This window comes from Wenzhouxiangella sp. XN24 (genome assembly GCF_011064545.1).
GTDB lineage: Bacteria > Pseudomonadota > Gammaproteobacteria > Steroidobacterales > XN24 > XN24.
In genome coordinates, this window is the sequence record NZ_JAAMFG010000026.1 from 60,770 (window position 1) to 73,479 (window position 12,710).

Sequence of the window (12,710 nt, forward strand, 5' to 3'; positions counted from 1 at the left end):
CCGCTCCACTCTGAGCCCGGTGCCGGCGCTCATCATTGGCTAGACTCATAGCGAGATGAGTGAACCTTCCCGTCCAATGCCGCGAGGAACGGCACGGTCGCCGCTGTGGGCGATGGGCGCCGGAATCCTGTTTGTCGCGGCGCTGCTGGCCGTGCTGTTCTACCTGGATGCGGACGACCAGGTGCGACAACTGCTGCAATGGTTCGAGCAGCAGGGTGCCTGGGCGGCGGTGCTGTTCATCGTCGTGATGGTGGGCGTGGTCGTCCTGTTGCTGCCCGGGGTGCTGTTCACGACCGGGGCCGGCTTCGTCTTCGGTGTAGTGGAAGGTTCGCTCTACGTCGTGCTGGGAACGACGCTCGGCGCAATGGTGGCTTTTCTGATTGCGCGCCACGCTTTCGGGCAACGCGCAAGGAACTTCGTGCTGTCCCACGCTCGCTTACACCTGGTGCAGGAAGAACTGCGTTCGGAAGGCTGGAAGATCGTCCTGCTGACGCGCCTCGTGCCTTTCTTCCCGAGCAAGCTGGCAAATTATTTCTTCGGCTTGACGCCGGTGCGGCTGGGCCATTTCACGCTGGGTTCCCTGCTTGGTTTCATCCCCTTCTCGGTCCACAACGTCTATCTCGGCTCGATCGCGTCCGACCTGGCCGCGCTCGGCACGGACGGCATGAACCGCTCACCCTTCCAGTGGCTGGTGTACCTGCTGGGATTCATCGCCACCGTCATTGCCGTCATCTATCTGAACCGGATCGCGCGACGCGCACTGGCGCGATATACCCAGGGCGATACGGACGATTCAATGCAGGAACAGGTGTCACAATGACCTGGATGAAATGGCTCCCGTGGCGCTTCGTGATCCGCCATGTCGCCCGCCGCCAGGGATTCCTCGATCCCATCGCCCTGCTGTCTCGGCTGCACGGCTTCGCACAGCCCTCGGAAGTGGGCGAGCCAATCGAGTTGTTGCGCGCCGGCGTGGTCTTTCATGCCCGGGGCCTGATCAACAGCCGTGTCATTCAACACAACCTCGACTGGGTGTGGCCGTACTGGGTGGAACGGCAGTTCGACCCGCGGGATCCTGCGTTCATCCCGCGGGCCTTTTCCATCACCCACGTCAACCTGACGCATCGCAACTGGACGGCCATCGGTTATCCGGACGTAGACGAACTCCCGATCGTCGATCCGCGCGGCCTGCTTACGCCGCAGCTCGATGGGTTCTCGCTGGATGGCTGGCTGCTGACCGAGGATGGGCGCTGCCTCTTGCCGTCGCGCGCGGCAACGTGCCGTCAATACCAGGACCTCACGCCGCAGCCGACCATCACGACCGAAACCGGGGAGCCGGGGATGGCGTTGACCAGCCGTGCCTGGGTCGAACTCGACGCCGGTTCTCCCGTATGCAAGCTTCGCCTGACCGCCCGCAGCGACAGCGACGGCTGGGTCGTCCTGGCCCTGCGTCCCCAGAACCCGGAGGGCGTGAGCTTCATCAACGAGGTGCGTCTGCTGGCGGATCGAGATGGCTGGCAGGTCGATGACGCACCCGAGGTGCGCTTCAGTCAACCTGCTGAACAGCACCACGTATCCGACTACGGGAACGGGGACGTCCATATTCACCTGCAGGATCGGGAGGAGCAGACGGAGGTACGGTGCGACGTCGGGCTCGCCACGGCCGCAGCTCTTTTCCCGGTCAAGGCCGGCGAAGCCGCCGAGATCACCGCCAGCATGGTGTTGCCGCAGGACCAGGCCACAAGCCTTGATGCCGAGGCATGGCAGCACACCTGTCGGCATCGCTGCCGCCTCGAGTGCCCGGAGCCGCGATACCAGTTCCTGTATGACGCTGCCGTCACGTCGCTGGTGCTGCACTCGCCTGACGACGTCTATCCCGGGCCGTACACCTACAAGCGATTCTGGTTCCGGGACGCGGCATTCATCATCCATGCGCTGCTGTGCGCAGGCCTCACGGATCGCGCCGAACGCGCCTTGAAGCGTTTCCCGGAACGCCAGACCCCGCTGGGATACTTCCGCTCCCAGGAAGGCGAATGGGATGCCAACGGCGAGGTACTGTGGATCCTGCGGCGTTACACGGAACTCACGGGTCGCGACCTGCCGTCGCAGTGGCACGGACCGCTGCAGCGGGGGGCGCGCTGGATCATTCGCAAACGTCTCGACGACTCGCTCGATGCGCCTCATGCCGGCTTGCTGCCCCCCGGATTCAGTGCCGAACATCTCGGCCCGAACGACTATTATTTCTGGGACGATTTCTGGGGCATCGCGGGTCTCGAATCTGCGGCGGCGCTATTTGCCAACTCCGATCCCGGCCAGGCCCTCGAGTTCGGCCAGGCGGCGGAAGCCTTTTCCGCTGCGGTGGATCGAAGCCTGGCCGGTTGCGCCACCCGCCTCAAGCGCCCGGCCATGCCGGCCTCGCCTTACCGTCGCCTGGACGCCGGCGCGATCGGCTCGCTCGCCCTCGGCTATCCGCTGCAACTCGGGCCCGCACGGGATCCACGGCTGCTCGACAGCGCGGAATTCCTCCTCCATCGCTGCTTCGTCAAGGGCGCTTTCTACCAGGACATGATCCATTCCGGGCTGAACGCGTATCTCACCCTGCACGTGGCCCAGGTGCTGCTCCGGGCCGGCGACCCGCGTTACCTGGAACTGATGGATACCGTGGCCGACATCGCTTCCCCGACAGGCCAGTGGCCGGAGGCCATTCACCCGGCCACCGGCGGCGGTTGCATGGGTGACGGACATCATGTGTGGGCCGCCGCTGAATGGGTGCTGATGTTGCGCAACTGTTTCGTGCGCGAGGAAGGCCATTCCCTCGTCCTGGGCGCAGGCATCCCCGCCCGCTGGCTGGCCGCTGGACAGCCGATCCGCTTCGGTCCGGCGCCGACGTCGTTCGGCCCGGTGTCGCTCTCGATACGCCCCCGGCCCGGCGGCGAGACACGCATCGAATGGCGCGCCGAATGGCGCGGCCCGCCACCCCCGCTCGAGATCCGCCTTCCCGGCTTCGAAGCGGTCACGACATCCGGTGAAAGCGGCGACCTGCTGTTGAACCCTACGGAAGCATCGCCATGAACATTCTCATCGCCACCAACACCTTCACGCCCCATGTCGGCGGCGTGGCGCGATCCGTGGAGGCATTCACGGCGGAGTATCGGCGACGCGGACACCGCGTGCTGGTGCTCGCGCCGGAGTTTCCCCATATGCAGGAAGACGAGATCGACGTGATCCGGATCCCGGCGATCCAGAATTTCAATGCCAGCGATTTCTCCGTCGTCCTGCCATTGCATCCGAGCCTGAGTGAACAGGTCGATGATTTCGATCCGGATATCGTGCACTCCCAGCATCCTTTCCTGCTGGGCTCCACCGCGATGCGCCTCGCCCGGCACCGCAGGCTGCCGCTGGTGTTCACCCATCACACGCTCTACGAGCAATACACGCACTACGTGCCGGGCGACTCGCCCGCATTGAAGCGCTTCACCATCGAGCTGGCGACCCGATACGCGAATCTCTGCGACCAGGTTTTCGCGCCGAGCGAGAGCATCCGGGACATACTCCGGGAACGCGGCGTTGGCACGCCGATCGAAGTCGTGCCGACCGGTGTCCAGCCGGAGCGTTTCGCCCACGGGGACCGGTCCGCGTTCCGTGCGGCCCACGATATCCCTGGTGACGCGTTCGTCGTCGGACACCTCGGGCGCCTGGCCCCGGAGAAGAACCTGGAGTTCCTGGCCCGGGCCGTCATCCGGTTCCTCTCGGACCATCACGACGCCATGTTCCTGGTCGTCGGTGCCGGCCCGTCGGAAGCCACCATTCGGGCATTGTTCAGCGAGGCCGGCCTCGCAGACCGGCTCAGCATCGTCGGGGTACTCGAAAAACAGGCGCTCGCAGACGCCTTGCACGCGATGGATGTATTTGCGTTCACCTCGCACAGCGAGACCCAGGGCATGGTGCTCACCGAGGCCATGGCAGCCGGGCTGCCCGTCATCGCGCTCGACGCGTCCGGTGTCAGGGAGGTCGTCCGTGACCGGAACAATGGCCTGCTGCTACGCGACGGGACGCCGGAAGAATTCGCCGCCGCGCTGCACTGGGCGCGGTCATTGTCGGCCGGGCAATTCCAGGAACTCAAGCGAGGTGCCCTCGCCACGGCCAACGATTTCTCGCTCCCCCGCTCGGCGGACAGCGCGTTGGCGTGTTATGAATCGCTGCTCCGGCAGAGGCCTGAGGGAGCAATCCCGGACGAAACCCCCTGGCGGGAAGCCATGGCTGCAATCAAGACGGAATGGGAACTTTTGAAGAACGTGGCGGTGGCGAGCGACGCCGCGCTCGGCACCCGCCTGTTCAGCGAACGCGAATCCTGAGGCGCTTCGTATTGCACGGAGCCGCACACCCATGCTGACCCGGATCGAGGTTTTTTTTCGCCGCCTGAGACGCAACCTGAGCCGCAGCCTGTGGCTATCGCGGTTGTTGCGACTTCCCGCCTCCCGGGGGTCTCCCACCCGACCCGGATTGCTGATGATCCAGATCGACGGCCTCGGGCGGCGGCAACTCGAGCGTGCACTCGAACGCGGGGAGATGCCGTTCCTCAGTCGCCTGCTGGGCCGCGAGCACTACCACCTCCACTCCCATTATTCCGGCCTGCCGTCCGCCACACCCGCCGTGCAGGGCGAGCTGTTCTACGGGGTCAAGACGGCCGTTCCCGCGTTCGCTTTTCGCGATCATGAAACTGGCCGCATGGTGCGCATGTATGACGCCGACGCAGCGGAGCGCGTGGAAGCGAGGCTGGCCGAGACGGGTCATGAGCCGTTGCTCAAAGACGGCAGCGGCTACTCGAACAACTATCGGGGGGGGGCTGCTGAACCACACTTCTGTCCGTCCTCGATGGGCTGGGGCGCAATGCTCCGGGCCGCGAACCCCGTGGTGCTGCTGACGTTCATTCTGAGTCACCTCTACAGTTTCGTGCGCGTCAGCGTGCTCCTGGTCTTCGAGATCGGCCTCGCCCTCTACGATTTCGTGCGCGGTGTCGTCGGCGGCCAGGACCTGATCAAGGAGCTGAAATTCGTGCCGACGCGCGTCGCGATTTCGGTGTTGTTACGCGAGTTCTGTGTCATCGGGGGCAAAATAGATATCAGTCGCGGCCTGCCGGTGGTGCATATCAACCTCCTTGGCTACGACGAGCAGTCGCATCGCCGTGGACCTCGATCGCTTTTCGCCCACTGGACATTGAAAGGCATCGACGATGCCATCGCCCGCCTGTGGCGGGCCACCAACCGGGCCGAGTGGCGCCATTACGATTTGTGGATCTACTCGGACCATGGCCAGTCGGCCGCAGTGCCGTACCATCAAGCGCAAGGATATACGCTCGAGAACGCCGTCTCCCGGGCGTTCTCGAATGCCGGGCTGGCCGACCCGCACAAGCAGGCAGACGACAAGCCCGCCGTGGCCCAACGTGCCCGGCTGCTCGGTGGACATCGCCTGCAACGGATCTTCTCGCGCCTTTCGAATCACGACGACGGCACGGGGGTCGGCCATGAGCTGCTCGTAGCCTGCCTCGGCCCCGTGGGACATGTCTATTTCCCGCCCGACACGGATGCGGCCCAGCGTCTCGCCATCAGTCGCGCGTTGGCCGTCGAGCACCGGGTCCCCGTGGTTATCGAGAAGAGTGGTCCGGACAGTGTCCATGCGATCACGAGCCAAGGGGAGTTCGAATTGCCGCGCGAAGCAGCCCTACTGTTCGGAGAGGACCATCCTTTCATCGATTCGATCGGCCCTGATCTCGTGCAGCTCTGCCATCACGCGGATGCCGGCGACCTGGTTCTTCTCGGTTGGCGCAAGACGCTCAACCCGCTGTCTTTCGCCGAGGAAAGTGGTGCGCATGCGGGCGTGGCACCCGACGAAACCCACGGTTTCGCATTGTTGCCGGACGACGTGCCCGCGGCGGATCACACATCCGGCTACCTGCGACCCCTGGATCTTCGCCAGGCCGCGCTGCGTCATCTCGGCCGCTCGGAAAGCCGGCTTGCCGACGGCCCGGCACAACGCCAGGCGGATGACGGACGCACCCTCCGGCTTATGACCTACAACGTCCATAGCTGCATCGGCATGGACGGCAAGCTCGATGCCCAGCGGATCGCTCGCGTCATCTCGCGCTTCAGCCCGGACATCGTGGCGCTCCAGGAACTCGATGTCGGGCGCAGCCGCACTCGCGGTATCGACCAGGCGCACGAGATCGCCCGCTACCTTGAGATGGACTTTCATTTTCATCCGGCGATGCACCTGGAAGAAGAGCTGTATGGCGATGCCGTACTGAGCCACCTGCCCATGCGACTGGTGAAGGCCGGCGCGCTGCCGGGCCTCGCCGACAAGCCGGGACTGGAACCACGGGGTGCGTTGTGGGTTGCCATAGAGCACTGCGGAACGGAGATCCAGGTGATCAATACGCATCTCGGCCTGTCACGGCGAGAGCGCCTGGCGCAGGTGGATGCGCTATTGGGCGAGGAATGGCTCGGTCACGAAGCGTGCCGGGATCCGGTGATCTTCTGCGGCGACCTGAATGCCATGCCGCGCTCTCGCACTCATCGGCGCCTCGCACGGCGCATGAGGGACGTCCAGGACGAAGCACCAGAGCATCGACCGCGCGGCACGTTCTCCAGCCGCTTCCCAAGCATGAGAATCGATCACGTGTTCATCGGCGCCGGACTCATCGTGGACCGCATAGACGTGCCGGACTCTGAACTGGTGCGTGTCGCCTCCGATCACCTGCCGCTACTGGCCGAACTCCGGCTGGATCGCGACGAGCTGCCGGCCGGCGACAGCTAAAGGGTGTGGATCGTGTCCGCGCCCCGGGCCTGGAGCGCTTCCTCGGCTTTGCTGCGCTGGGCCAGGTCGAATGCGTGGACAACGACCGCAGAGGCCCCGGCCTCCAGACCCGCACGCACGCGGCTGATGTAGGGGTCGTGATCGGGACGCAAAGACACCAACCCACCCAGCAGCATGCCGGCAATGGCGCCGAAAAACACCAGCACGAGTGCCGCAGGCCAGGCGGAGCGCAGCACCAGCGGCAAGCCGAGCGCATACAGCAGGCCGAACACCACGATGCCTGCCACGGCTCCTGCCAGCCCCAGCCAGGCATGTGTGCGCAGGATCGTGCGAAAGATTCCGGCCTCCTCGGGTTCGAGCGCCCTGTTCACCCCTTCGACACCCGGATAGAGAACTTCCAGCTGAGACGCCTGCAACGCCAGCAGGTCACGCAGTTCCTCGGCGGCGCGTCCGGCCGCGTCCCGATCGGAAAATATCCCCGCCACCTTGTGGTCGGAGCGCTCTCCGGTGAGTCCAGGCGCGTGCTTCATTCCGGGCTCCAGTCGCGGCCGCTGCCGATCGGGCTCGTTGCGGCGGCCTGCCGTCAGGTAAAGACAGCTCTATCGAACGAGACGTCTGTACAAAACGTAGCAAAGGAACAGCCCTGCCGCCATGCGCGACACGCCGGATTGCAGCGTGACTCCCGCCTGCCGGGCTGCCACGGGCCCGGCCGTCTCGAGCCGCAGCGGCCCGGGAGCCCTGCTGATTCTGTGCTACTTTTTTTTAGAAGACTTGAAATTGCCGTGAGCCGCGGCAGAGGAAACCGACGATGCGAAAATCCGCCGTGACGTGGCGCAATATTCTCCTCCTGGTCGCATGCCTGCTGGTCTTCTACTTTGTCGTACTGACGATTGCACGCAGCCTGGCACAGTGATGAAGAAAAGACTCTGTTTCGTCTCTCCCGACGTCGAGCATGCGGTTGCCGTGGTGCAGCACCTCGAAGCAGACGGCCTCCCGCGCAAGAATATCTATGCCCTGGGGCCACCGGATCTCCCGATGGAGCGATTACCCGGGCCCGGGCCGGAGAGAGACGATTTCATGCCGGCATTTATTCGCGGTGTCACCTTCGGCGCCGTCGGCGGACTGCTCATAGGCCTTGTCGTGCTGGCCTTCGCGCCGTCCCGGATCGAAGTCGGCGCCGGGGGCGTGTTGTTGCTGGGTTTGCTGGGCGCCAGCGTGGGGGGCCTCGGCACGGGAATCTCCGGCCTCGCGTTTCCGAGTTCCCGGCTCGCGCCCTTCGCAAACGACATCGAAGCCGGCCGTATCGTCGTCATGGTGGACGTGCCCAAGGATCGCGTCGAGCGCGTCAATGCACTCATCCGCCGGCTCGATCCCGACGTGAATGTCGAAGGTGTGGAGCCGCCCCCGCCTGTCATCCCGCCCTAGGCGGTCGCGCGCATCGTACCGATTTCCGGCCGGACGAACCGCGCCATCTGGGTCGTACTTCCGCGCGCGGGATCTGCCGGCCCGATGTCGAAAAAGCACACCCGATAGCCGTTCCGCGCAGCAACGCCGCCGGCCCACTGGCGGAACTTCGCGCGCGGCCATTCGAAACGATGGCCCGGGTGCCGGAATTCTCCCGGCCCGAGGTCGTGGAGGATGTTGTATTCCTGGTTGGGCGTGGTTACCAGCACGGTGTTCGGGCGCATGGTAGCGAACACGGCCCGTTCGACGCATGCCAGCCGCCGGGGATCGACATGCTCGATGACTTCGAGGAGTACCCCGGCATCGAAGCCACACAAATCCCGGTCGCCGCTCTCGAACGAGCCGCGCCGCACCTGCGTGCGATCGTCCTGCAGGGGCACCCTCGCCAGGCCCAGCGCCCGTCGCGCCGCTTCCAGGGCGCGGTCGTCGATATCGATGCCGACGAGGCGTTCGAAGCATGCATGTGCTGTGAGTTGCTGCAGCAACTCGCCTTCGCCGCAGCCCAGGTCGAGCACGCTGCGTGCTCCACTCGACACGAGGTGCTCGACCACCGTGGCGAGCCGCTGCCGATGCAATGCGCTGGCCATCGTCAGCCCGGCCGTCCGGACGCCGAGTGCGGCGACCTCGGGTTCAGCATCGGTCCAGCCAGTCGAGCAACTTCTGGTAAAGCATCTCCGGCTTGAACGGCTTCGCGATGAAGTCGTTCATTCCGGCCTGCTCGCACGCGCGACGGTCCTCGGCAAATACGTTGGCCGTCATCGCAAGAATCGGGATCTCCGCCCACCCTTCACGCTGGCGAAGCGTCCGGGTCGCTTCGAGTCCGTCCATCACGGGCATCTGCATATCCATCAGCACGAGATCGTAATGGCGGGACTGCGCCCTGGCCAGCGCCTCGGCCCCGTTGCTCACTGTGTCCACCGACAAGCCGACACCCTCCAGCAGGTACACCGCAAGCTGGCGGTTCACTTCGTTGTCCTCGGCGAGCATGACACGCGCGCCCGCATGACGCGCCCGGAGCAGCGCCTCGGGATCGGATGCGGCTCCGGGCTGCGTCGCAGTCGCGTCGGCGCCCTGGCGTGGCGCCAGCCGGACCGTGAACCAGAACCGGCTGCCGATGCCCGGCTGGCTCTCCACGCCGACCTCTCCGCCCATCACTCGCGCCAGGTGGCGGGTGATGGCGAGCCCGAGACCCGTGCCACCGAAACGGCGCGAGATCGTCGCGTCGGCCTGCTCGAAGGAATTGAACAGGCGTTTCGCCGTTTCGTCATCGAGCCCGATCCCCGAATCCTCGACCTCGAAACGAATCAAAGGCGTGGGACCGCCGGTCTCGAGCCACCGGGCCCGGAGCACGATGGTGCCTTCGGCGGTAAACTTCACCGCATTCGAGGCATAATTGAGCAACGCCTGGCGCAGCCGCGCGGGGTCGCCGCGCACCCAGCGAGGCCCCTCCCCGATTTCGGTGCGCACCTCCAGCCCCTTGGCGCCGGCGGAGTCCCCGATGATCGAGGCCACGCCGTCGATCACGGTGGACAACTCGAAATCTTCCTGCGCGAGCTCAAGTCGCCCTGCCTCGATCTTCGAGAGATCGAGGATGTCGTCGATGATCGCCAGCAGGTGGCGCCCGGCGGCGTCGATCCTGTCGAGATGCAAGCGCTGTTGGTCATCCACGCCGGAACGCCGGACGAGGTGGGTCAGGCCGATGATGGCGTTCATGGGCGTGCGGATCTCGTGGCTCATGTTGGCAACGAAAGCGCTTTTGGCCAGGTTGGCCGACTCCGCGGCACGGCGCGCTTCGGATAGCTCGTGCGTGCGTTGTTCCACCAGCTCCTCGAGATGGTTGCGATAACCCTCGAGCTCATGAATCAGCTGCTTGTTCTCGGTGACATCGACTTTCACGCCGACATAGTGGGTGATCGTGCCGTCGCGGCGGCGCAGGGGCGTGATGACCGCCGATTCATAGTACTCCCGGCCCGTCCGGCTCCGGTTGCAGAGCTCGCCGCGCCAGCTCTCGCCGCGGGTGAGCGTGGCCCACATCTGCTCGTAGGTTTCCGGCGGCGTCTTGCCCGATTTGAGGATGCGCGGGTTCCGGCCGACCAGGTCCTCGCGGCGATAACCCGAGGCATGCACGAACGCATCGTTGACATATTCGATCCGGCCCTCCAGGTCCGTGATGACGATGCTCTCTGCACTCTGCTCCACCGCCTGGGACAGGTTTCGCAAGCGTTCCTCGTCGCCCTTGCGGGAGGTGATGTCCTGCAGCACGCCGGTCAGCCGCCGCGCCCTGCCGTCTTCGCTTTCCTGCGGACTGGTCGAAGCCCATAACCAGCGCACCGCGCCGTCGACGCGCCGGATCCGGAACTCCCGTTCCCAGTCGCTGCCGTCGAGTAGCGCAGCGCCGAAACTCTCCTCCACGTCCGGGCGGTCTTCCTCCAGCACGTGTGACAGGAACACGGCGCGCGTCCATTCCTTGCAGGGCTCCGGATAGCCGAAAATCCGGTCGTGCTCGGCCGAGCGAATGACGCTCCTTGTTTCGAGGTCGATTTCGAACCCGGCGATCCGGCTCTTGCGCAACGTGAATTCGAGCTGGCGCTGGGTTCGCTCGAGTTCCCGAAGCGCCGCCTCGGCGCGGTCCCGGGATGCGATCGCCTGCTCCATCAACTCCAGGGCCCTGGCCTGGGCCTCGCGTTGCACCTCCAGCACGACGAGGTGTTCCTTGGCACGTTGTTCCTGGATGGACGTCACGCGCGCTTCAGCGACCTTGCGATCGCTCACGTCGTGAACGATCCAGCACAGCAGCTTCCTGTCACCGAGATCGATCGGTCCCGTGTAGACCTCGACATCCCTGATTTCCTGGCCGGCCGTTCTTTGCCGGCACTCGAAACTCCGCTTCGCGTGCGGATCCGGGCCGAGCAACTCCTGCCTGATCTCGGTCCAGCGCTCCGTATTGATTTCATCGACGGAGGCTTTTTCGAGTTCTTCCTGGCGGCGCCCGTAGAATCTTGCCGCCGCCGGGTTGGCCTCGACGATGGCGCCACCCTCGGGCTCGACGATCAACATTACGGCGTGGTTGTCGTCGAACAGGCTGCGATAGCGGTCTTCGCTCTCGCGCAGCGCGCGGCGTGATATGGCAACACCGAGGCGCCGGGACAACAACAACCCGAGCAGCATCGTGGCCAACGGATAAACGAAGACCAGCGCAGGCGCTATTTTCTTGACCACTTCGGTCGCCATCTCGGGTGGCAGTGTCCCAAGCAGGACGAACAGCATTGCCGCGTGGACGGCCAGCCCGAAGACCAACAGATCCCACCAGTTCATGACCACGGTATCGGGAGGTTTCCACCGTCTCCAGGCGAGCCCGACCGCTGTCGTCGCCACGATCACGGCGATGCCCGCGAGCATGCCGGCCCCGCCCTGGATCGATCGGAATACGGCGGTCATGGCCATCGCGATGAGCGCTGGCACGGCACCGAAGAACAGGCCGGCGATCCCCAGGAGGACCGAGCGCATATCGAAAATAACGCCGGGCGCCACCGGCACCGAGAAGATCATCACGGCGATGCCGACCATCCCGAGCAGCAGTCCGGCCACGAGTTTCCAGTATCGTGGCGCAACGCGCATGCCGGACGAGGTCGCCAGATCGAGGATCTGCGCAACCGCAAGCAGCAGGGCGGCATTCAACAGCAGGGGCTGGATGGCGTCGGACATCGGGGGGGGGGGTACCCGGGAATTACTCAAAGTCGCCGGCGACTGCAGTTCGCGCGGCCCGCATCCGACACAGGCTACGGCCACGGGACAGAAGCTGCAATCCGGGATTATGCCGTGCCCGGCCGGGATCGGTCACGCCCATCGCCGCTTTCGCTGCATCGCGGTAAACTACGGGCTTACATGGGCGCTCCTGGTGGCGTCTGCAACGCATGCTGATGACTGGCGGGTGATGACAATGACGAAGCTGGACAAGAGCGAGGCCGTGGCCCGGTCGATCCTCGGGGCGGAACTCGAGCCCGAGGAATGTACTGCACTGGCTGAGAAGATCGGCCTGCAGGAGATACGCAAGGGCGAGCTGGTGGTGCGCGAGGGTGAAGCCCGCAGGACGCTGTTCGTGCTGGCCGACGGCAAGATGAGTGTCTGCAAAGCCGATGGCAAAAGCGAAACCTGTCTTTACCAGCTCCGCAACGGCGAATGCGCAGGTACACGGGCTTTTCTCGACGGATCCGAGCGCAAGGCGATGCTTCGGGCCGACACGGACGGCGTCGTCCTGACCCTCGAACCGGAGGATTTCGAGCAGCTGATCGAGAGCCATCCCCGCCTGGTGTACAAGGTCATGAAAGCCCTGTTTCGCGTCACGCACACCAATCTCATGCGCATGAATCTCGAATCCGCCGAGCTGCGCAACTACATGATGAAGACGGGCGGTCGCTACTGAGTCCGGGTGCGCC

At 65.0% G+C, this 12,710-nt stretch carries 9 protein-coding genes; 6 read left to right on the plus strand and 3 right to left on the minus strand.

Going from position 1 to position 12,710, the window contains the following annotated elements:
• The first annotated feature begins 112 nt into the window (after nt 1-112).
• From G6032_RS03140 to G6032_RS03155, 4 genes are all read left to right on the plus strand, one after another.
• Nucleotides 113-820 (plus strand): TVP38/TMEM64 family protein, encoded by a 708-nt coding sequence (locus tag G6032_RS03140; RefSeq protein ID WP_240901938.1) that lies wholly within the window; start codon nt 113-115, stop codon nt 818-820.
• Nucleotides 817-3,069 (plus strand): hypothetical protein, encoded by a 2,253-nt coding sequence (locus tag G6032_RS03145; protein ID WP_165280685.1) that lies wholly within the window; start codon nt 817-819, stop codon nt 3,067-3,069. Before G6032_RS03140 ends, G6032_RS03145 begins: the two co-directional genes overlap by 4 nt.
• Nucleotides 3,066-4,352, plus strand: a complete 1,287-nt coding sequence (locus G6032_RS03150) for a glycosyltransferase (protein ID WP_165280686.1) — start codon at nt 3,066-3,068, stop codon at nt 4,350-4,352. The genes G6032_RS03145 and G6032_RS03150 overlap by 4 nt, the downstream gene beginning before the upstream one ends.
• A gap of 154 nt (nt 4,353-4,506) precedes the next feature.
• Nucleotides 4,507-6,810: an endonuclease/exonuclease/phosphatase family protein gene (locus tag G6032_RS03155; protein WP_206211778.1), complete on the plus strand. Its 2,304-nt coding sequence runs from the start codon at nt 4,507-4,509 to the stop codon at nt 6,808-6,810.
• On the opposite strand, the gene G6032_RS03160 is transcribed toward G6032_RS03155, so the two are convergent.
• Nucleotides 6,807-7,340, minus strand: coding sequence for a hypothetical protein (locus G6032_RS03160; RefSeq protein ID WP_165280688.1), 534 nt, complete (start codon nt 7,338-7,340; stop codon nt 6,807-6,809). The two genes, G6032_RS03155 and G6032_RS03160, sit on opposite strands and share 4 nt — an antisense overlap.
• A 382-nt stretch (nt 7,341-7,722) precedes the next feature.
• Here G6032_RS03160 and G6032_RS03165 point away from each other — a divergent pair, with 382 nt between their 5' ends.
• A complete protein-coding gene (locus tag G6032_RS03165; RefSeq protein WP_165280689.1) occupies nt 7,723-8,235 on the plus strand; it encodes a DUF1269 domain-containing protein in 513 nt (170 codons plus the stop codon).
• Here G6032_RS03165 and G6032_RS03170 read toward each other — a convergent pair.
• Together G6032_RS03170 and G6032_RS03175 are read right to left on the minus strand one after the other, a co-directional pair.
• Complete coding sequence (locus tag G6032_RS03170; protein WP_165280690.1) at nt 8,232-8,861, minus strand: methyltransferase; 630 nt, start codon at nt 8,859-8,861, stop codon at nt 8,232-8,234. The two genes, G6032_RS03165 and G6032_RS03170, sit on opposite strands and share 4 nt — an antisense overlap.
• 43 nt (nt 8,862-8,904) lie before the next feature.
• A complete protein-coding gene (locus tag G6032_RS03175; protein WP_165280691.1) occupies nt 8,905-11,979 on the minus strand; it encodes a PAS domain S-box protein in 3,075 nt (1,024 codons plus the stop codon).
• A 235-nt stretch (nt 11,980-12,214) separates the two neighbouring features.
• Between G6032_RS03175 and G6032_RS03180 the strand changes: the two genes are divergently transcribed.
• The gene (locus tag G6032_RS03180) at nt 12,215-12,697 is read left to right on the plus strand and encodes a cyclic nucleotide-binding domain-containing protein (RefSeq protein WP_165280692.1); all 483 of its coding nucleotides are present in this window, start codon (nt 12,215-12,217) and stop codon (nt 12,695-12,697) included.
• Nucleotides 12,698-12,710: the final 13 nt, after the last annotated feature.